The sequence below is a fragment of the Vibrio sp. PSi01 genome, from assembly GCF_054960695.1.
Map to the genome: position 1 here is coordinate 126,493 of NZ_JBHNYN010000011.1, position 21,926 is coordinate 148,418.

Annotated in this window: 19 protein-coding genes; 4 read left to right on the forward strand and 15 right to left on the reverse strand. The window is 44.3% G+C overall.

What is annotated here, in order from left to right:
• Window positions 1–19: 19 nt before the first annotated feature.
• Entirely contained in the window at window positions 20–1,597 is a 1,578-nt protein-coding gene (locus ACFI6G_RS15360; protein ID WP_016792773.1) for an alkaline phosphatase, read from the forward strand.
• A gap of 138 nt (window positions 1,598–1,735) precedes the next feature.
• On the opposite strand, the gene ACFI6G_RS15365 is transcribed toward ACFI6G_RS15360, so the two are convergent.
• On the reverse strand, window positions 1,736–2,173 hold the full coding sequence (locus ACFI6G_RS15365) for a YcgN family cysteine cluster protein (RefSeq protein ID WP_016767514.1): 438 nt from the start codon (window positions 2,171–2,173) through the stop codon (window positions 1,736–1,738).
• A 159-nt stretch (window positions 2,174–2,332) separates the two neighbouring features.
• Between ACFI6G_RS15365 and ACFI6G_RS15370 the strand changes: the two genes are divergently transcribed.
• A complete protein-coding gene (locus ACFI6G_RS15370) occupies window positions 2,333–2,581 on the forward strand; it encodes a YkgJ family cysteine cluster protein (RefSeq protein WP_010436940.1) in 249 nt (82 codons plus the stop codon).
• Between the two features lie 100 nt (window positions 2,582–2,681).
• Entirely contained in the window at window positions 2,682–3,371 is a 690-nt protein-coding gene (aqpZ, locus tag ACFI6G_RS15375; RefSeq protein WP_016767513.1) for an aquaporin Z, read from the forward strand.
• A gap of 95 nt (window positions 3,372–3,466) precedes the next feature.
• Here aqpZ and recR read toward each other — a convergent pair whose 3' ends face one another.
• From recR to ACFI6G_RS15410, 7 genes are all read right to left on the reverse strand, one after another.
• Complete coding sequence (gene recR, locus ACFI6G_RS15380; protein WP_010436925.1) at window positions 3,467–4,066, reverse strand: recombination mediator RecR; 600 nt, start codon at window positions 4,064–4,066, stop codon at window positions 3,467–3,469.
• 78 nt (window positions 4,067–4,144) lie between these two features.
• Entirely contained in the window at window positions 4,145–4,474 is a 330-nt protein-coding gene (locus ACFI6G_RS15385) for a YbaB/EbfC family nucleoid-associated protein (RefSeq protein ID WP_009848672.1), read from the reverse strand.
• A gap of 151 nt (window positions 4,475–4,625) precedes the next feature.
• The gene (gene dnaX / locus ACFI6G_RS15390; protein WP_016792772.1) at window positions 4,626–6,890 is read right to left on the reverse strand and encodes a DNA polymerase III subunit gamma/tau; all 2,265 of its coding nucleotides are present in this window, start codon (window positions 6,888–6,890) and stop codon (window positions 4,626–4,628) included.
• A gap of 18 nt (window positions 6,891–6,908) precedes the next feature.
• Window positions 6,909–7,454 carry an adenine phosphoribosyltransferase gene (apt, locus tag ACFI6G_RS15395; protein WP_010436920.1) on the reverse strand — a complete coding sequence of 182 codons (546 nt, stop codon included), beginning with the start codon at window positions 7,452–7,454 and terminating at the stop codon, window positions 6,909–6,911.
• A gap of 163 nt (window positions 7,455–7,617) precedes the next feature.
• Window positions 7,618–7,989 (reverse strand): YbaN family protein, encoded by a 372-nt coding sequence (locus ACFI6G_RS15400; protein ID WP_029189203.1) that lies wholly within the window; start codon window positions 7,987–7,989, stop codon window positions 7,618–7,620.
• A 74-nt stretch (window positions 7,990–8,063) separates the two neighbouring features.
• Window positions 8,064–8,201 (reverse strand): hypothetical protein, encoded by a 138-nt coding sequence (locus ACFI6G_RS15405; protein ID WP_004734169.1) that lies wholly within the window; start codon window positions 8,199–8,201, stop codon window positions 8,064–8,066.
• A gap of 148 nt (window positions 8,202–8,349) precedes the next feature.
• Window positions 8,350–9,453, reverse strand: coding sequence for a response regulator (locus ACFI6G_RS15410; RefSeq protein WP_010436916.1), 1,104 nt, complete (start codon window positions 9,451–9,453; stop codon window positions 8,350–8,352).
• Window positions 9,454–9,681: 228 nt separating this feature from the next.
• On the opposite strand from ACFI6G_RS15410, the gene ACFI6G_RS15415 reads away from it, so the two are divergent.
• Window positions 9,682–10,557 (forward strand): LysR family transcriptional regulator, encoded by an 876-nt coding sequence (locus tag ACFI6G_RS15415; protein WP_004734167.1) that lies wholly within the window; start codon window positions 9,682–9,684, stop codon window positions 10,555–10,557.
• A 198-nt stretch (window positions 10,558–10,755) separates the two neighbouring features.
• Here ACFI6G_RS15415 and purF read toward each other — a convergent pair whose 3' ends face one another.
• From purF to ACFI6G_RS15450, 7 genes are all read right to left on the reverse strand, one after another.
• A complete protein-coding gene (gene purF / locus ACFI6G_RS15420) occupies window positions 10,756–12,270 on the reverse strand; it encodes an amidophosphoribosyltransferase (RefSeq protein ID WP_010436912.1) in 1,515 nt (504 codons plus the stop codon).
• Between the two features lie 33 nt (window positions 12,271–12,303).
• Window positions 12,304–12,795 (reverse strand): CvpA family protein, encoded by a 492-nt coding sequence (locus ACFI6G_RS15425; protein WP_009848678.1) that lies wholly within the window; start codon window positions 12,793–12,795, stop codon window positions 12,304–12,306.
• A gap of 61 nt (window positions 12,796–12,856) precedes the next feature.
• Entirely contained in the window at window positions 12,857–13,432 is a 576-nt protein-coding gene (locus tag ACFI6G_RS15430; RefSeq protein WP_010436902.1) for an SPOR domain-containing protein, read from the reverse strand.
• A complete protein-coding gene (folC, locus tag ACFI6G_RS15435) occupies window positions 13,433–14,695 on the reverse strand; it encodes a bifunctional tetrahydrofolate synthase/dihydrofolate synthase (RefSeq protein WP_016767511.1) in 1,263 nt (420 codons plus the stop codon).
• 42 nt (window positions 14,696–14,737) lie between these two features.
• Window positions 14,738–15,664, reverse strand: coding sequence for an acetyl-CoA carboxylase, carboxyltransferase subunit beta (gene accD / locus ACFI6G_RS15440; RefSeq protein ID WP_010436898.1), 927 nt, complete (start codon window positions 15,662–15,664; stop codon window positions 14,738–14,740).
• A 176-nt stretch (window positions 15,665–15,840) separates the two neighbouring features.
• Entirely contained in the window at window positions 15,841–16,635 is a 795-nt protein-coding gene (truA, locus tag ACFI6G_RS15445; RefSeq protein WP_010436895.1) for a tRNA pseudouridine(38-40) synthase TruA, read from the reverse strand.
• A 145-nt stretch (window positions 16,636–16,780) separates the two neighbouring features.
• On the reverse strand, window positions 16,781–21,721 hold the full coding sequence (locus ACFI6G_RS15450; protein ID WP_146531790.1) for a FimV/HubP family polar landmark protein: 4,941 nt from the start codon (window positions 21,719–21,721) through the stop codon (window positions 16,781–16,783).
• Window positions 21,722–21,926: the final 205 nt, after the last annotated feature.

Below are 21,926 nucleotides of genomic sequence, written 5' to 3' on the forward strand. Positions count from 1 at the left end.
ATATAAAAAGGGATAACTAATGAAGCACTTTATGAAACCAATTGTTACCGCAGTGGTAACCTCTACACTCTCATTCAACGTACTTTCAGCAGAAATCAAAAATGTCATTCTGATGATCGGCGACGGCATGGGTCCTCAGCAAGTTGGCTTATTGGAAACCTACGCAAACCAAGCGCCAAATTCCATCTATAAAGGGAACAAAACGGCCATTTATCAACTTGCTCAAGAAGGGGTTATTGGTTCATCCCTAACGCATCCGAAAGACGCAATCGTAGTGGATTCAGCTTGCTCTGCGACCATGCTTGCAACGGGTATCTACAGCGGTTCAGAAGTGATCGGTATCGATTCACAGGGTAACCATGTTGAGACCGTACTTGAGAAAGCGAAAAAAGCAGGCAAAGCGACCGGCTTAGTGTCCGACACACGCTTAACTCACGCGACCCCGGCTTCTTTCGCCGCTCACCAACCTCACCGTTCTTTAGAGAATCAAATTGCATCTGATATGTTAGCAACGGGCGCTGATGTGATGCTCTCTGGAGGGCTACGTCATTGGATTCCTAAATCGACCAACGACAAAGGTGAAACCTATAAGCAACTTGAGAAACTGACTCAAGGTGATGTTTATCTCAAATCGAAGCGTAAAGACGACCGTAACCTGCTGACTGAAGCAGAGAAAGACGGCTACCAACTGGTGTTTAATCGCAACATGCTAGACGACGCTAAGGGCGATAAACTACTTGGCCTATTCGCCTACTCAGGCATGGATGATGGCATCGCTTACAGCAACAAGAAAAAGAGTAGCGAACGAACTCAGCCAAGCCTGAAAGAGATGACAAAAAAAGCGCTCAACATCCTATCCAAAGATGAAGATGGCTTTTTCCTAATGGTTGAAGGTGGCCAAATCGATTGGGCGGGTCACAGTAACGATGCCGGCACGATGCTGCATGAACTGCTCAAGTTTGATGAAGCGATCCAAACTGTGTATGAATGGGCAAAAGATCGTGAAGACACGATCGTGATTGTGACCGCAGACCACGAAACAGGATCTTTCGGTTTCAGCTACTCTTCTAACGACTTACCAAAACCACAGAAACGTTCTGGCGAAGCCTTCGCTGATCGCGACTATGCACCCAACTTTAACTTTGGCGCATTCGATATTCTTGATGGTCTATACAATCAGAAGCAAAGCTACTACGGCATGATCAGCGAATTTCAAAAGCTAGATAAAGCACAGCAAACATCTGAAAAACTGGCCGAAATAGTCAACAAAAACAGTGAGTTCCCTATTACAGCGGAACAAGCGAAAAACGTATTAGCCAGTAAGCCGAACCCATACCGATTGGCTCAGCACAAATACTTGTCAGCAGAAGAAGTACCTGCTATCAACGATTTCGATGCATTCTTCCCATATAACGACCGTGGCAACCTGCTTGCTCGTGAACAAGCAACGGGTCAAAACATTGTTTGGGGTACAGGTACACATACTCACACACCTGTGAACGTGTTTGCTTGGGGCCCTGCTGAGAAAATACTGCCGGTTTCGAAAATCATGCACCACTCAGAATTGGGTGAGTACATTAAACAACAAGTAAACTAGCCTGAATCTTTTTTGCTCGTTTAACTTTAGCGCCCTCCGGGGCGTTTTTTGTTTTAAGCCTTTAAGTTAAGTAATTAAGTAAGTTTTAAATTTAGGCGACGCAAAACAGCCGCTCAAAAGCGGCTGTTTTTAGAATAACTAACGGTTCGGGTGGTTTAAAATGTGGTCTTCCCAATCGACAACATCAATTTCATACACCACTTTATTACGAACACTTTCGCCTGCTGCATGCATCTCTGTTTTTGATCCCGTGATCAATGGGTGCCATTCAGGAATAGGCTTAGATTCTGATAAAAGGCGATAAGCACAAGTATCTGGTAGCCAGTGAAACTCGTCGATCTTGTCACGAGTCAGCTTCAAGCACTCTTCACCAGAAGTGAAACGGTTCGGGTAGTCTTTACACGAACATGTTTTGTCGTTTAACCAGCTACACGCCACATTGGTGTAGTAAACTTCATCGCTATCTTCATCCATTAGTTTATGCAGGCAACACTTACCACAACCATCACACAGTGATTCCCACTCTTGCTCTGTCATCTGTTCTAGTGTTTTTTCTTGCCAAAATGGATTCGTCATAGGATTACTTCTTACTCATTTACTGGGGTGCGTGTTATACCGCTAGCCCATAAAAAGTTCAAGGATAATCATTGTTCATTCTTTGATTCAATCAACAGCTGTCACTCTCATCATTTTTTGCTACTATCGCGCCCCCTGCTATTTAGTGAGTTTAATTTGATGGAATGTCGTTTAGGTTGTGGAGCATGTTGTGTCGCTCCAAGTATTACATCAGCTATTCCTGGAATGCCCAATGGCAAGCCTGCGGGCGTGCGATGCATTCAATTAAATGAGCAAAATCTTTGTAAGCTGTTTGGTCTATCTTCGCGCCCTAAGGTGTGCCACCAATTCAAAGCCTGCCCTGTCATTTGTGGCAAGACCGACCAAGAAGCCCTTGATAACCTGATCGAATTAGAAGCGATTACCTAAGCGCATCTGCCCTTTTCTGCCTTCTATATGCTCAAGATTTCACAAAGTTACGAAATCTAAACTATCTTGTTGATACTGGTACAGATTAATAAGGATCGTTATGAATAGGTATATCGCAGAAATGTTTGGTACGTTTTGGTTGGTGTTGGGCGGTTGTGGTAGTGCCGTCTTAGCCGCGGCTTTCCCTGATGTGGGAATTGGCCTACTCGGAGTTTCCCTTGCCTTTGGTTTAACCGTACTCACTATGGCTTTCGCTATTGGTCATATATCCGGTTGCCACCTCAACCCTGCTGTCACCATCGGCCTATGGAGTGGTGGTCGCTTTGATGGCAAAGATGTTGCGCCTTATATTATTGCCCAAGTGATTGGCGGTATTATCGCGGGCGGCGTGCTATTTGTGATTGCTTCTGGCCAAGCAGGTTTTGACGTTGTCTCATCAGGCTTTGCTTCGAATGGTTACGGTGAACACTCACCGGGTGACTATTCGCTAACCGCAGCACTCGTGTGTGAAGTGGTCATGACCATGGTGTTCCTATTCGTGATCATGGGGGCAACCGATTCAAAAGCACCGGCTGGATTTGCACCTATCGCGATTGGTCTTTGTTTAACCTTGATCCACCTTATCAGTATCCCCGTCACTAATACCTCTGTGAATCCTGCTCGAAGTACTGGTGTAGCCGTATTTGTTGGAGACTGGGCTGTTTCGCAATTATGGCTATTCTGGATTGCACCGATTATTGGTGCCGTGATTGGCGCTGCGATTTACAAAGCCGTGCGCGGCTCTGATTAATCGTTTGAAAGGTTTTAGAATAGACACGTTCAAGGACAAAGCTTTATAACAAAAGAAGAAAAAGCCGCTTAGTGATTATTCACCAAGCGGCTTTTTTATATCTTATGACGACCGAGTAAGGAGTGCGAAAGCGTGGTGCCATCCACCAGCTCTAGCTCACCACCAACGGGAACACCATGGGCGATTCGACTTGCGTTCACTTCATGGGCATTGCATAGCTCAGCAATGTAATGGGCCGTTGCTTCGCCTTCAACCGTTGGGTTGGTCGCGAGAATAACCTCTGTGATATCACCACGACGTAAGCGGTAATCCAAAACATCGAGGCCAATATCACTTGGACCAATCCCATCAAGTGGCGAAAGGTGGCCCATCAACACAAAGTAACGGCCTGAATATTGGCCAGTTGCTTCAATTGCTGCAATGTCTGCAGGGCTCTCTACTACACAGATTTGACCATTTTCCTGACGTTTAGGGTTGGTACAAATATGGCAGGTATCTTCTTCAGTAAAAGTACGGCACTCATTACAATGACCAATTTCTGTCATTGCCTGGCTAAGAGCATCAGCCAACTGTAGGCCGCCTTTTCTATCGCGCTGTAACAAATGAAAGGCCATACGCTGCGCCGACTTGGGACCAACCCCAGGTAGACAACGTAAGGCCTCCATCAAATGCTCCAGCATATGACTGGTACGCATAGTTAACCGTTCTGATTTTCAAACGGTGACTTGTTCAACACAAACCACCACTTGAATTAACTTTAAAGAATAAGTTACTTAGAAAGGCATCTTCATACCTGGTGGAAGTTGCATCCCACCAGTTACGCCAGCCATTTTCTCTTTTTGAGTCTCTTCAACACGACGAGCCGCGTCGTTGAAAGCAGCAGCGATAAGATCTTCAAGCATCTCTTTATCGTCTTCCATTAGGCTTTCATCGATATCAACACGGCGAACGCTGTGGCTACCAGTGATGGTTACTTTTACAAGGCCAGCACCTGACTCACCTGTAACTTCCATATTCGCGATTTCTTCTTGAAGCTTTTGCATGCGCTCTTGCATTTGCTGGGCTTGCTTCATCATGTTGCCCATACCGCCTTTACCAAACATGTTAATACTCTCTGGTCTAATTGGTTTATTAAAATTTATTAAGCTTTGGTGCTTAAATGGGGGTTAAACCACAGTGATTCAACCCCTCGAGGTTCAGTTCTCAGATTTGCTTATCTAGGATGATACGCAGGTCACTAAACGTGAAAAAGCTCTATATAGGGCGAACACTGTCTCTGTCGAGCTCAGCAGCAAAACGCCTCTCAATAAACTGTACATTGGCATCGTTTTCCAAAGCGGTAAACGCGTCTTTCAACTTACCTTGGTACAATCTTTCTCTTAATTCGAGAGGTGTTTCTCCACCGTCACCGATTTCCACACTCAAATGACACTCTTCTCCGAGCACGGTATTGAGAGACTGTAACAACTCACTCTGTGCTCGATCCGTATTCAGGTGAGCTTGGCTCGATCTTAACGTTAAGGTGATTGATGTGCCATTTTTAGCAAACACTGAGTTCAATGCTAACTGTTCAACAAGCTTTGCTGTTTCCAGCTTTTGAATCGTGGCGGACCATTCATCTTGAGCAATAGATTCTTGCAGCAATTTATCAACCATTTCTGGTGTCTTAATGTGCTCTAACGCGCGCTTGATCTGAGTGGGTGTAAGCTCTTTACTCACCTCTTTCACTACAGGTTTAGACGGTTTCCAGCGATAAGGTTCATTATCATTGGCAACATTTTCTGTAGAAGAGGCTGATAAAGAAGCTGGCGACACCCGCTCAGAACCACCGTGTTGCTGAGCAACTCGGTCAAGAACTGAAGTTTTAGCTGGTGTCGCTTTAGCCTTTTTTGGCGCTGAACCTTTGTTATCTGTTGCTGCACCACCTCTACGTTGAGAACGCAATTGGTGACGTAAACCACTCACAGGCGAAGTTGCACGCGCTGGTTGCTCTTGCGAAGCTGGTGAAAAAGAAGGTGCAACGGGAGCAACATTTGGCTGCTCTTGATTCTGGTAATTCGTTTGCTGAGTCATGGGACTCATCGCCTGCTCCGCACCGTAGCTAGGACGTTCATCATAAGCAGGTGGAGCGTCATACTGACTGTGCGGGTAATCCTGTTCTGGATAACCTTGGTTGCCTGAATGATCAGCGTAACCTTGCGAATCTGAATATTGGTTCTGATTCTGCGGCGGTTGTTGTTGCACCGGCTGCTGAATAGGAGCTTGCTGAGGCACTTGAGGCTGTGAAACCGCTGGAGCCTGAGCTGACTGTCTCGGAGCTGCCATTGGCGCAGCTTGACTCACTGGCTGAGCAACACTCTGAACCGGATTCTGAGCTGCAGGAGCAGGCGCTGGGCTAGTCGACTCAGTCGAGATAGCCGTAGCAACAGTTTGTTCAGCAGGTCTGAATGCCAACATACGCAGAACCACCATCTCAATACCAACACGAGCGGTTGGCGATAATGGCAAGTCTTCACGACCTTTCAGCACTATTTGGTAGTAGAGTTGGATGTCTTGAGGGCTTAACGCTTTGCTCAGCAGTTCCAGCCTTTCGGCATCAGGCTGAGCCTTATCTAAAGTAGACGGCAGAGCTTGATACATCGCCAAACGGTGTAGTTGAGTCGCAAGTTGACTCAGCAATCCATCCCACTCAACGCCATTTTCAGCAAGAGCTTGAATGCAAGCCATCGCTAATTGTGGCTGTTTACTGCTAATCGCTTCAAGAAGATGAATCGCTTGGTCGGTATCAAGTGTCCCGAGCATATGAGCAACAGTGTCTGTCACTACATTGCCATTGCCTAATGCAATCGCTTGATCTGTTAGACTAAGAGCGTCACGCATACTGCCATCGGCCGCATGCGCAATCATTCCAAGCGCACGAGACTCAGAAGTTACGCTCTCTTGCTCTAGAATATGATCAAGCTGCTCATGAATGTTATCCACGCTGATCGGCTTAAGGTGGAATTGCAGACAACGCGACAAAATAGTCACTGGAAGCTTCTGTGGATCTGTCGTTGCGAGCAAGAATTTCACATATTCAGGCGGTTCTTCTAAAGTTTTTAGAAGTGCGTTGAAACTGTGCCTAGAAAGCATGTGTACTTCATCGATAAGGTAAACCTTGAAGCGACCACGTGCAGGCTTGTACTGAACATTGTCCAGAAGCTCGCGGGTATCTTCTACCTTTGTTCGTGATGCCGCATCAATCTCGAGCAGGTCAACAAAACGACCTTCATCGATCTCTTTACAGGTTGGGCATTCACCACAAGGTGTTGAGGTAATGCCTGTTTCACAGTTGAGGCCCTTAGCAAACAAACGACCGATGGTTGTCTTACCGACACCTCGTGTACCGCTGAACAAGTACGCATGGTGCAACCTATTCTGGCTAAGGGCATTCTCTAATGCTGTTAAAACATGGGCTTGACCAACCACTTCTTTAAATTTGGTTGGTCGCCATTTTCGCGCTAACGCAAGATAGCTCATGAATAATTCCGAAAAGGATTAATGACCGTCGAATTCGCAGATGCTAAACACTTCTAGACCTAGGCCTTTTAAGCGCTTGTCACCACCGATTTCTGGAAGGTTAATTACAAATGCAGCATGCTCTACCACACCACCAAGCTGACGAATCAACTTTGTTGTTGCTTCAATCGTACCGCCAGTTGCAAGCAAGTCATCGACCATCAGTACTTTATCGCCTTCAACGATAGCGTCGGTATGGATTTCTAATGTATCTGTGCCGTACTCTAGCTCATAAGATTGTGCCACTGTTTCGCGAGGCAGTTTACCCGGTTTACGAACAGGGATAAAACCAACACCAAGCTCAAGTGCCAAAGGCGCACCAAATAGGAAACCACGAGCTTCAGTACCAACAATCTTAGTAAAGCCCATATCCTTGTATGTTTCCGCCAGCAGGTCGATAGTCGCTTTGTAAGCTGCAGGATCTTCCATCAAGCTTGTCACGTCACGGAACAAAATACCTGCTTTAGGGTAATCAGGGATACTTTTGATGCTAGCTTTGATCAGAGAGATTTTTTCTGTGTTCATAATCTTATGCACTTCATTAGGCCACTTTCCAAACTCTCGTTAACGAATCAAACAAGTTAACGCACGAAACCAAGGAAAGGTACGATTGGTATTCATTGCAACGAGAGTCATAACTTTCATTGCTGAAATAATAAACGCCCGCTAAATAAGCAGGCACACTGGCTTAATGGTAGTGATTTTCTTTGCTGTCAGCAACCAACTCATGAGTTGGAAGTCGCATAAACCATGTGAGAAGAATAACAAGTACGCAAATTAGGAAAGCCTTGACCCAAATGATAGGAGCAAAGTAGATGGATAACGCAAAACTCAACAAGATAAAGAATACGCCACGCGTTTTAACTTGTTTGGTAACGGCACCGTATTGATACCAATTGTTCAGTAAAGGGCCCAGCGTTTTGTGCTCATGCATCCATTTATGAACTTTCGGATTGCTTCGCATGAAGCAGGCGCTGGCAAGAAGGAGAAAAGGAGTGGTTGGCAGAACGGGCAAAACTATCCCTAGAACTGCGAGAAATATACAAAGGCCACCAGCAATATTGAGGCTTAAAACTCGAACGCTAATTGTGGCCTCCTTGAGTTAACTATATTAGTTTATCTAAGATAGCTTCACTAGAATGTTGCGTAACCATTGAATACTCGAATCAACGTAAGGGTTGCTGGTAATAATGGGATCGCTAAAAATGCGGCTAAAAATCCTAGAAAGTAGAATACATTAAACGGGTCTTGAAAGTCTTTGTTATCTGCCATGATTACTTCTTGTTTTTGTTAGTAAAGGTAAGTGTGTGGCGAACCAAACCCTCTTTGCTAAATCAACATTTAACAAAAAAGGCATAGCCACACCATTTGCGCAACTATACCTTAATCAATTATTCACAAAAACCGAGGAAATATAGGGTTAATCAGTAGACCCTTGGTGTATGTCTAAGCTAAAACTTGCCGATCCCAGTAAGCTCATTGACAACTGGCACCCTTTTTCAATCGGCAGATCCCTTGTAATAAAATTCTTCTTACAGTTTTCACCTAAACGCTCACCTGCAGCAATGTGTTGATTCACCTCACCGTTTGACCACCGCCCATCTAAACCCGCAGGTAAGATAGAGATAGTCCCTTCAGCAAGATTAGCCACACCAAACAAAGCATCAACTGGCGTAGCGCACTTAGAGCAATGAATCCCTTTCTCCAAAACCTCAGCAATATCTTTGAGGTCAACATTAAAATCTTTTCTATTCCTGATGTAATCGTGGAATAGAGCTCTCACCAGTAAGGTCGTCGCGGAGCCTCCATTATCAGAAGAAGACGAATCAACGAGATAAAAAGCAAACTGCCCGTTCATCAGCCACGCGTAATCAAACACAAGTGGCATCATTTCTGTTGATTGCAACAATCGATAACTACAGCGCCACGCTCCTTGTCGTGTATCTTTTTCCGGAAGTAGCGCATGCAATAGATCTTTTGCTGCACTAGGGTTGTCTTGCAAGTAATTCAAGTGCCAATGTAATTCTTGATCTTCAGGGATTTCTCCTCCGTCATCTACCGAAAACCATTGGCTCGAAAAGTCTCGTTGGTCTGAAATATTGTCAAACGAGTCTTTGAGTGTATTAGCTATCGCGCTACCTAAATGGGCGTGATCCTCTAACGGTTTAGCTAAAAAGTCTTTAATGCCAAATCGCAATGCTTTAGCGACATCTGACATGTCGTCTGTCGCTGACACAACAATCATAGGCAATGATGGATACTCTAAGCTGAGCTCTTCTACAAGCTCGATGCCATCCAAAATTGGCATTGATAAGTCACACACAATTAAATCTGGTGCTGAATCCCTAAGCTTTTGCAAAGCATCCAGTCCATTCTCAGCCTCAACCACTTTATAACCAATCGCATCTAAATACGCGCTGGTTATACGGCGAAAAATGGGGTCATCATCAACCAACATGACACATTTTTGGTTGATCATCTCCTGAGCCGAGGTCATTACTGGCTGACTGTAAGTTTTGTACATAATCTTTAACCTCACAAAACTAAGTCGAATTATTATTGTTATCTGTTCCAAGAACTAATATAAAACTTAGTAATAAAATGCTAAATACACAAATTTGCACTCTTTACTGGTAATTCGTGACGAGGGTTGGAATACTTGTAAATAGTGCAACGAGTTGACGTAACGCAAACATTGATCTCACTGTTACGTATAAATTAGATGAGATTGTAAACAAATGTGTCTGGATTTATGAAATTAGATGATTTAAACCTCTTTCGACTTGTCGTTGAAAATGGAAGCTACACCGCAACATCACGCAAAACTATGATTCCGGTTGCGACCATCACACGACGCATCCAAGCCTTAGAAGACTCTTTAAACCTAAGGCTTCTCAATAGACACGCGCGTAAACTCTCTTTGACAGAGGCTGGCGAACGTTTTTTCAATGAGTGCTCTCCGTTACTGCAACGTCTGTCTTCTACTGCAGAAGAGCTCACTGATGTGTGTAAAGGTGCTTCAGGGAAGATCCGTATTACCGCTCCCTCCAACCTGACTAAGCGCATGATGATGCCGATGTTCAGTGAATTCATGACTCAATACCCTGATATCAATATTGAGCTGATGATGAACAACCAAGCCGATCAGCTTGACCCAACGGAGTGGGACGTAATTTTCAGAGTCGGTCCGCAACGTGACTCAAGCTTAATCGCGAGAAAAATCAGCGAAGTGAAAGATATTCTTATCGCAAGCCCTGATTACTTGGCTAAGAACCCTGCACCAAGTCACGCTGAAGAGTTGGCAAACCATTCGTTGCTCAAAGGCTACCCATTGATTAAGTGGCAGCTGAGTAATTCGAATGAAGAGACCGTCGTTAATAGCGAGAAAGGTCGTTTCAACGCCAATGCATTGAATGTTGTCAGACAAGCGTGTTCTGAAGGCCTAGGTATCACCCTAATGCCTGATGTCATGATCCGTGAATACATTGAAGACGGCAGCTTAGTACAAGTCTTAGAAGACTGGAGCGCTAACCCTCGTGATATTTACATGCTTTATAACCACAAAGACCATTTACCTGAGAAGGTTAGATTGTTTATTGATTTTGTGATCGCATACCACATTCATTAATACTAATCCCATTCCCCGCAAACAAAAAAACCAGAGCTGATGCTCTGGTTTTTCTTTTTAGCCCGCTAACAACACTGTGGTTCGTTATTAGTGAAAACACTTGATTGTTAGCGAACACACTTTATTAATAATGGAATCGCTTTACTGCTTACGAAAGTGCTTTACCACTAACAAAAGTGATCTGTTGCTAACGAGAAACTAAGCGCCTTCGTTATGCAGCTCTAAGTTCGCTAAGTCTTGCTGGATTTCACGTTGAACCTTTGAGTCGTCATTACGCAAAGAATCTAGGAAGTCTAGGTACGCTTGGTCAATATCGCCCGTAACATACTCACCGTTGAATACTGAAGTATCGAAACGAGAGATGTCTTGATTACCCATGCCGACTGCAGAAATAAGGTCTGGTAGTGTTTGGAAAATCAAAGCGTCTGCGCCAATCTGCTTACAAATCGTTTCATTATCACGACCATGAGCAATCAGCTCTGTCGCGCTTGGCATATCGATGCCGTAAACGTTAGGGAAGCGTACTTCTGGAGCGGCTGAAACCATGTAAACTTTGTTTGCGCCTGAATCACGAGCCATCTCAATGATCTGCTCTGATGTCGTACCACGAACAATAGAATCATCAACCAGTAGAACGTTCTTATCTTTGAACTCAGAACGAATAGCGTTGAGCTTACGACGAACTGACTTCTTACGCTGTTGCTGACCAGGCATGATGAACGTGCGGCCAACGTAGCGGTTTTTCACGAAACCTTGACGGTATGGCTTGTTAATCGCTTGAGCGATTCGCAACGCGATATCATTCGATGTTTCTGGAATTGGAATTACCACGTCAATGTCTAGGTCTGCGTACTCTTCCTTAATACGTTTACCTAGCATCTCACCCATCTCAACGCGCGCGCTGTAAACTGAGATTTTATCGATGAACGAGTCAGGACGAGCAAAGTAAACAAACTCAAAGATACATGGATTTAACTGTGGGTTATCTGCACATTGCTTAGTGAAAAGATCACCGTCGAATGTTGCGTAGATAGCTTCACCAGGAGCAACGTCACGCATAAAGTCAAAACCAACAGCGTCTAACGCTACTGACTCAGACGCAACCATATACTCTGTTTTACCATTAACTTCACGCTTACCAAGACACAGCGGACGGATGCCATGTGGGTCACGGAATGCGATCATGCCGTGGCCGATAATCATTGCCGTTACGGCGTAAGCACCACGAATAGTGCGGTGCACGTTCGCTACTGCGCGGAAAACGTCTTCTGAAGTCACGTTACCTTTAACGGTATCGATCTCATGAGCTAATACATTCAGTAGAACTTCAGAATCAGAGGTTGTATTCACATGACGACGGTCTTTCTCGAATAATTTCGCACGAACTTCATTTGCGTTCGTTAGGTTACCGTTGTGCGCCAACGTGATGCCAAAAGGAGAGTTTACGTAGAAAGGCTGAGCTTCAGAAGCACTTGAACTGCCCGCTGTAGGATAGCGAACGTGACCAATACCCACTTCACCTTGTAAGCGCTGCATGTGTTTTGCTTCAAAAACATCTTTTACTAAACCGTTCGCCTTACGCAGACGGAAACGATTGCTTTCTATGGTACAAATACCAGCGGCATCTTGGCCACGATGCTGCAATACCGTTAAAGCGTCATAAATAGACTGGTTTACAGGTGTTGAACCCACGATTCCAACAATACCACACATGTCCTAATCCTCGATTTTCGACATTAACTGGCGCTAAAGCGCGCCAGATAAGAAACTAGATGTTGCTTGTAAATGCTCGAAGAACGGCGCAATGATTCGACTAAACTCCGGAACCAATTGCGAATTCTTCCACCACTCAGAACTTGGGAATGCAGTAAACGCATCCATGAAAAACAACACTGCAGAAACAATCAAAACACCACGTAAGCCACCAAAGACGACACCGAGGATTCTGTCTGTACCCGACAGGCCTGTTTTCTGAACTAGTTGACCGATGACATAGTTAACTAAGGCACCAACAACTAACGTCGCAACAAACAATGCTGCTATCGCAGTTCCGTTTCGAAACATCTCATCTTCGATATTGGTGAAGTACATGGCTAATTTAGCGTAGTACTGGCTAGCAATAAAAAATGCTCCAAACCAAATAACAAGTGACAACGCTTCTTTAGCGAAACCGCGAACTAAACTGATCACGGCAGAGAAGCCGATCACGCCTAAAATGACAAAATCTAACCAATTCATGAATTCTTCATCTTAAGTTGGCGCGCATTTTAACAGAAAAAATGCTGACGCAAACGTTTTCTTATGGATTTAACGGTTTAAATTTGAGCAATTGGCCTTTTGAACCCGTAATTTTTTCTAATTCCTTAATTTGTCGCTCAAGTTTGGATTTAGAGACATCCGGGCCAATAATTACTCGCGTAAAAGTTTTTTCTTGTTTGGTGTGAGCCTGGTAACCACGCTTTTGTAAATCCTTAACAACATTTTTTGCGTTGTCAGCATTCTTCAAAGCCATTAATTGAATAAGCCAAGCACTGTCTTGGTATTCATTTTTTTCTGGTACAGGTTTCACCACGACTGCCACTTTGTCTGCTTCTTTATTGTTTGAAGTCGACGCCATTTGCGTATCGGATTTATCAGCACCGCCACTTTCAACCACTTGCTCAACCGGAGAATCCGGTAATGCAATCTGATCTTCAACAGGGTCGAGCACTTCAAAAACCTCAACATTACTATCAAGCTCAGGTTTAATCGGAATGCTTGCAAACTCTTCTTTGTAGTGGAGCTTCTTACCATCAAGCACATCGGGCAATACAATCACGCCAATGGCCACTAAAATGATGGTGCCGACTAATCGGCTTTGGAATTTACTTGCCATTTAGTTTCCTTTTTTCTGCCAGTGCTCCAACACTTCACCAACGGTATGGAAAGAACCGACCACCAACACAACATCATCACCTTGAGCCGAAGCTAAAGCCGCTTCAAACGCCGCAACAGGAGTTGTATGCTGCTTTATACCTTCAGGTAAGCTTTGACACAATTCCGCCGCCGTTGCAGCTCGTGGGCCTTGCAGTGAAGCTGGGTACCAATGTGTTGTCATCGGCGCTAATACTTCCAATGTCGCGGGGATATCTTTGTCATGAAGCATAGCGACAACAACGTGTAAGTTTTTTCCTGCGTACGTCTTCTCAACTTGCTGTGCAAAATATTCGGCCGAATGCGGATTATGCGCGACATCAAGCACAATCACGGGGTGTTCACTAATTTGCTGCATGCGTCCCGGGAGCTGAGCATTCTTCAAACCGTTCACCACGTTAACATCGCTAATAGTCAGATCTGAAGTACCTAGTGCCATTAATGCTGTTGCTGCATTAGGTAATGGTAGGCTTGGAATAGGCAGTGATTCCAATTGAAATGCACCACTGCGCCAATTCCACACATCACCATCTACATCATAAGCATATTGAATACCCACTTGATAGAACTCAGCCTTAATGTCATCAGCGTGCGCAGCAACCGTCGCAGGTGGCTTGGGTTGACCACAAATAGCAGGTTTACCACTACGATAGATACCCGCTTTTTCAAAGCCAATCACATTGATGTCGTCACCCAACCAATCAACATGGTCGACAGCCAAACTGGTAATCACAGAAACATCATGTTCAACGATATTGGTCGCATCTAGACGCCCGCCTAGACCCACTTCCAATAACACAACATCAACCGTTTCTGTTTGAAAAGCGCGTAACGCCGCCAACGTACCATATTCGAAAAAGCTAAGGCTGATTTCGCCACGCTCTTTCTCAATGAAATCGAAAGACTGAACCATCTTTTCGTTGGATAGATCTTGGCCGTTAATACGAACACGCTCGTTATAGCGAATTAAGTGAGGAGAACTGTAGACACCAACTGAGTAACCAGCGTCCAACAGAATCGCTTCCATCAGAGCACACGTTGAGCCTTTGCCATTGGTTCCAGCAACGGTAATAACGTGTTGAGCAGGTTTGGTGAGCTTTGCCTTAGAGGCGACGGCTTGAACTCGGTCTAAACCAAGATCAATAGCACTTGTGTGGATGTTTGATAAATAATCAAGCCACATCTCCAAAGAGGATGTGGCTTGAGGAATAGGTTGTTGACTCATCTAACTCATAACCATGATTAAGTAGGTTTGTTAGATGGTACTTTACCCTTTTTCTGGCGCTTCTGGTACTTCATAAGTAGCTTCATTCGGTGAATCGTTCACAGAAACTACCAATGGTGAAGGCTGGTTGGTCATTTTAGCAACAAGGCTTGCAACACGCTGACGCATTTCACGACGGTCAACGATCATGTCGATAGCACCGTGGTCTAGTAAGAACTCACTGCGTTGGAAACCTTCAGGAAGGTCTTCACGTACCGTTTGCTCAATTACACGACGTCCAGCAAAACCGATAAGCGCTTTTGGCTCACCAATATTGATATCACCAAGCATGGCCAAACTTGCAGAAACACCCCCCATTGTTGGATCAGTCATTACTGAAACAAACGGTAAGCCTTTCGCAGATAAGCGCTCAAGAGCAGCACTGGTTTTCGCCATTTGCATTAGAGACATAAGCGCCTCTTGCATACGAGCACCACCACTTGCAGAGAAACACACTAAGCCGCAATTGTTTTCGATAGCTGCATCAACAGCTTTCACAAAACGTGCACCTACCACAGAGCCCATTGAACCACCCATAAATGAGAATTCAAACGCACATGCTACGATAGGTAAACCAAGTAGTTCGCCTTTCATTGCCACTAATGCATCTGTCTCACCGCTGTTTTTCTGTGCAGCAGAGATACGTTCTTTGTAGCGCTTAGAGTCTTTAAACTTAAGTTTATCTTGTGGCTCAAGATCAGTGCCCAGTTCAACACGCTCACCTTTGTCTAGGAATGTATCCAGACGGCGACGTGCCTTCATGCGCATGTGATGGTCACATTTTGGACATACTTCTAGGTTACGCTCTAGTTCAGCATGGTAAAGAACCTGCTCACAAGAAGTACATTTAGTCCAAACCCCTTCAGGGATAGACGCTTTACGAGATGTTACGATGTTGCTTTTTTCTAAAATCTTTTCAAGCCAACTCATGGAAGACCTTTTTGTTTCGATTCTTCCGCTTGATTGCGAAAGAAATAAATTTGGGAATTATGCGTGGGAATTAAAGCACATAAAACAGCGACTGTAGATAAAAAACTGGTTGTACCTATTTTCTGTGACTATTTTACGCACGAAACCGTAATATTTTTTGAACCTAAGTCTCACATTTAGTTCAAATCATCCGGTAAAAATAGAGGGCCAATTGGCTCTCTTGGTAGATCAAAATGTTCAGGATAATCAACATCTACCAGATACAAGCCTTCCGCTTTTGCGGTCGCACCTGCAACTTTTCGATCTTTTGCTTCTAAAAGCCATTGGATCCACTCTGGTTTCTGCTCACCTTTACCTACCGCAATTAAGCTACCAGTGATATTCCTCACCATATGATGGACAAACGCATTCGCTTTAATATCGATCACGATGTAGTGTCCATGACGAGTCACGTTTAAGTGAATCATGTTTCGCCATGGACTGCGAGATTGGCAATGTGTTGCTCTAAACGACGTAAAGTCATTTTCACCAAGCAAGTACTGACCCGCTTCGTGCATTTTTTTCTCATCAAGGTGACCATGATAATGACTCACTCCTGAATTTAAAATGCCAGGGCGTAATGCGTGGTTAAAGATAATGTAACGATAGCGACGAGCTGTTGCTGAGAAACGAGCATGAAAATCTTCATTCACTTCTGTAGCCCAACGAACCGCAATATCTTTTGGCATATTGGCATTCGCGCCCATTGTCCACGCTACCATTTTGCGATCGACATTTGTTTCAAAGTGAACGACTTGCCCCGTACCGTGAACACCAGCATCGGTTCGACCTGCGCACATAACTTCTACCGGGTGATTCGCGACAACTGAAAGAGCCTTTTCCAATTCTTCTTGGACACTTTTCACGTCTCGTTGGCGCTGCCAACCAAAGTAGTGGGTACCGTTATATTCAATACCTAAAGCAATTTTCATGTTCTTGTTCTCTTTGAAAATGGGCCGAGAAGTATATACGGAAATGAGTGTTAGCCCAAATGAGATGGAGTTAAAACTGCAATAAACAATCACCAGCGCCCTAAAGTAAAGGGTAGCCAACGCTACCCTTTATGTTTGATTTAATTTATCGGCCGTTTAACGTATCGATGAGGTTCTTTGCCTCTCGGCGAATATCATCGCTGCCGTCTACTATCGCCTCTTCCAAGAGCTTAATAGCTCCATGAGGATCACTCATCTCGATATAGATTTTAGCCAAATCAAGCTTACCAGCAGCTTCAGCGTTGCTGTCCACATCAAAATTACCAATATCACCAATGACATCAGGGAATTCATTTAGGCCAACGTCCAATTTTAACTCTTCATCGTCTGGATTAATGACTTCTTCACCTTCTTGCTCTACTTGAGCCATTAGTTCATCAATCGTCATGTACTGCTTATCACGACTGTTGCCTGATTCGGTTAGGTTGTCTTGTTGAGCCCAATTCTCTTCTTTGATCTTCGGTTCAGCTTGCTGTTCAGCCGACGCCCAAATCTCTTGTTGATCATCAGGCACATCATTATGCATGCTCGATTGTTGCTCTGGCGCTAGGTTAAAGCCTTTCCAATCTTCACCGCCAACTTCAAGCATGGCATCAATATCAAGTCCTGCACTATCAATTGAGGTCGCATCCAGTGGTTTGTTGAACATGTTGTCGACAGAGTCTTGAACATCTTCAGAAAGCAATTCAGCTAATGCAGTTTCATCAAAATCATCAAAGCCTTCAAGTGGCTCGTCTTGAGTCAACGCTGTGTTTAAGTCTTGTCTTGGTGCTTCACCCGCAGAAGTCATCGGTTGAGTAAAGTCTTCAACTTCAGGTTCTTCTGTATCAGAGAAATCATCAGCTTGACTAAAGCTTTGTGGATTAGAGAACAAGTCATGCAATGCGTCTTGCTCTTCACCTTGCGGGCTAAAAGAAGTTAACGGCGTTGGTTTTTCAGCAAAGGCATCTGATATAGCTTCATCTTCACCGTATTCCGGCAAATCAAATTCATCTAATTCTACGCCTTGTTCTTCAGCGACTGGCTCGTCACTACTTTGTTCAATGTCATCAAGAACAGAATCCGCTTTGGCACTCTCTTCATCGTACTCAGGAAGGTCAAGGTCATCGAACTCGAACGTCTCTGTACCATCAGATAAGTCTTGCTCTAACTGTGCTTCGTCCGGTTCACTAACTGCTTCCGCCAACGCATCTTCTTCACCAAACTCTGGAAGTTCAAAATCATCAAACGAAAACTCTTTTTCGCTATCTGATCTCGCCATTTCAGTTTGAGGTTCTGCGGTTGGTTGTGAATCAGTAACAGGTGCTGTTGGTTCTGGTGTTATTTCAGTGTTAGCTTCCGCTAATGCATCTTCTTCGCCAAACTCAGGAAGCTCAAAATCATCAAAAGAGAACTCTTCTTCGCTGTCTGATGGTGTAGCTTCTATTTGAGGTGCAGATTCAATTTGCGGTGCAGCGTCTAGTTGCAATTCAGTATCGAGTTGAGAGTCAACAACAGGAGCTTCGAATTCTGGTGTGACTTCAGCATCAGCTTCCGCCAATGCATCTTCTTCACCGAACTCAGGCAATTCGAAATCATCAAAAGAGAACTCATCTTCGCTGTCTGAGGAAGTAGTTTCAGTTTGAGGTACAGATTCAACTTGTGGTGTGGTTTCCGTTTGAGGCACAGCACCGCTTTCAGGTGCAGCGTCGAGTTGAGAGTCAGCAACAGGAGCTTCTGATTCCGATGTTACTTCCGCGTCAGATTCCGTCAATGCACCTTCGTTAATTGTATCCTCTCCAATCAGCCAATCGTCATCCTCTGGTACACCAAATTCATTGGGAATGATCTCTGGCATATTCGCAGCACGAACTGGCTCTGGCTCTGGCTCTGGCTCTGGCTCTGGCTCTGGCTCTGGCTCTGGCATGGATTCAACAACATTCTCTAGCTCATCGCTACCTTCAATTTTCGGTTCAAAGTTAAAATCAGAGTCAATGTTCTCTGGAGATTCGACATCGTCGATCGCTTCTGCTAGCCAATCTTCAACCGTCTCTTCATCGTCTTCAGAAATATCATTCAAAGAAGGCGGAGCAACGTGGTTTTCAAGACTAGGCGCGGTGTCTTCACTACTGTCTTGTGCGGCTGACTCGCCTTGTTCAGTTCTGTGTTGACTAGGTTCTTCCTGCTTTAGCTCATCATAAACTGGTGCTTCGAGATCAGAGTTTTCAGATAGCAGTGAATCTATATCCAGTTCGTCATCTTCAACAGACGACACGCTCTCTTCTGGTAAGGTTTCAGTAGCATCCGGAAGAGACGTTTGTTCTGGCTCTGAAATATTATCAATGAGATCTTCAATTGGCTCTTCAACCGCTTCCTGTAAAGCACTGTCATCAGACGTCATCAACTCATCAACCAACTCTTCGTCAGTTGTTTCTAGTGCATCATCTAGCAATGCATCCGTTGCAGGCGCTACGCCAAACAAATCATCGATAAAGTCATCACTGTTAAACGCTTTTTCACTTTCAGCCGGAACATCAACATCGTTTTCAGCAATTTCCGAATCTAATGATTCATCGTTGGTTGAAGGTTGTTCAGGCTGCAGTGTTTCACTTGTATCGGTTGTTTGTGCTAACTCAGCTTCTGAGGACTCAAGTTCAGTTGGTTGATCGGTTATCTGTTCAGGCTCAACGTCTGAATCGGTAAGAAGGTCATCACTGGTTTTGTCTAAATCAAACGCGGTGTCCAACTCTTTATCAAACGTCAATTCTTCTGATTCAAGCTCGTCTTCAATACCACTGGTTAGTAAGTCATCAAACGGGTCTAAAGATTCAGTGACCGGCTTATCTGTTCCATCGGTTGAAAGATCGTCAGCTAATAATTCGCTATCAAGAAAATCATCAAGTAAATCTGTACTCTCAGCATCAAGCTCAAAGTCATCACCATCAGAATCACTGATCAATTCATCCAAGGTTTCTATACTGTCTTCTGCGATGTTTAGTTCATCATCGGTTGATAGACCAGAAAGCTCCTCCAGTTCAGATAAAGCATCAAAGCCCAAAGGTTCGCCAGAATCCTCATCTGATTCATCTTCTAGCATTTCGTCAAGCAGGTCAGTTGAGTTACTTAGATCAACATCATTTCTTGATAATTGTTCATCCAGTAGGTCAACACTGTCTGGTTCTTCTTCACTTTCTAATGGTTGATCAAACTGAGCCAGAATATTTTCAATATCATCATCAGACGCTAAACCGCTGTTAAGATCAGAAGCAATCTCATCATCGCTATCTAGGTCAAAAGGATCATTAGCTCCATTGTTCTGCGCTGCGACTTGAGCAAAGATGTCATCAATATCATCTTCTACACTAGGAACCGCAGGTTGTGAGGTCTGCTGTTCAGAAATCAAAGCATCGATATCAAATTCATCGTTGCTCACATCGGCTGGTTTAGCATCGCTCTGTTGCTCTGAAATAAGCGCATCAATGTCGAAGTCATCAGTTGCTGGCATGTTTGTGCTAGAAGCCGAATCATTTTGCTCTTCTGAAATCAACGCATCGATATCGAAACTGTCATCATCTTCATCATCAAGCGCAAACAGATCATCAAGTAGAGATTGGTCTAGCTCATTTGAGCCTAAATCTTCTGTTGCGGATTCTTGAGATAGTAACGCCTCAATGTCATCAGCAGACATTGTATTGTCATCCGAAAGGTCAAAATCACCATCATCCGAATCAAGTGCGCTTTCTGCCGTTTTATCAAGCGCACGTTCCATCTCTTCAAGGCCAAGTGCTTTTTCTTCAGCGTTGACACTGATGCCGTTACTGCTGTCTAAGTCCAGCTCGTCGAAGTTGGTATCTAAGTCACCGTTATCACCGATGCTGGCAAATGGGTCATCATCTTCACCGTCAAGGTTGAAGTCGAGATCAGACTCTTCTAAACCCGCAAATACATCGTCTTCTTCTGCAAGTGCTTGGTCATCAAACAACTTATTGGCGTCATCTTCAGTACCAAACAACTCATCATCTAGAGATAGATCGTTGTCAAAGTCATCCATTTCATCGCTAAGAGCGATAGGCGCTGCGCTGCTTGGCTCTGGCTGAATAGGTTGATCTTGAGAGGTTTGTTGCTGTTCATCATTTTTAGAACGACGACCTAACAACATCACAATAATCAAACCAAGTAAAAGACCCGGAATAATCGCAAGGGCCGCAACTAACCAACCATTAGATAACAGTTCGTCCATCGCACTCGGTGCCATTTTTTCGATTTCAGCGTTCTTTCTACGCTCTTCATCAAGTAGCTTTTCGACTTCGCTGCGAATGCGGTCTTCATCACTGAGTTCTGTTTTTAGTTCATCGACTTCCGATTGGACATTCGACAACATCAAACGAAGTTGGTGGTTTTTCTCTTCAAGTGACAACAACTCTGTTTCTGAAAGCTCTAACTGTTTCTCTAGCTTGTTCATCTCCTGGGTTGGAGCTGAGTTGGCTAGAGAGGACTGGGTTGGAGACAATGGCTTTTTAACGGTTTCTGCAGCGCTGACTTGTTTGGCTGGGGCAACATTGTTTGCGCTTTCAGGAATCGGCGCCTTTGGCTTCGAAGCTGCAGGCTTAGTCACAGGAGCGTCAAGCTTAGCAAGGTGCGAGTTCATGATGTTGATAGCTTGCTGCGTCGAGCTAGCACGTGTTTGCTCTAAAGAAGGAACACGTAAATTACTGGCAGGCAACAAGCTATGGATATTCTGATTTTCAAACGCTTGCGGGTTTAAGCGATAAATAGCCAACAAGGTTTGTTGAACTGAAACAGAGTTATCAGGGCGTAGCTTTGAGGCAATAGACCACAAAGTTTCTGAGCCACGAGTTGGACCATAGAAACGAGAAGGCTCAGCGCTATTCGACTGCGCTCTTTGAAGAGGTTCTGAAAACGTAGGCGCTGATTGTATCTGACCATTAGGCCCTACAACTCGAATGGAATCTGCACGAACAACGGAAATCTGAGTCGCAATGATAAAGGCAAAAGGCATTAACCACGGCTTGAAAATTTGAAACATAAAAGGCTCAGCTAGGTGCTTAAATTCGGAAAAGTGATGATCTATTAAATATATCGGATAAATGACGTAAAACTATAGAGATGAAAACAAAAAATGTGTTGCAGCAACAATATTCGCAGCAATTTCACACAATTTGACTAACAATATTTTCAATCGATTAAAAAAGCCTCACTAAAGAGTGAGGCTTGTTTATCAAAGCAATGAA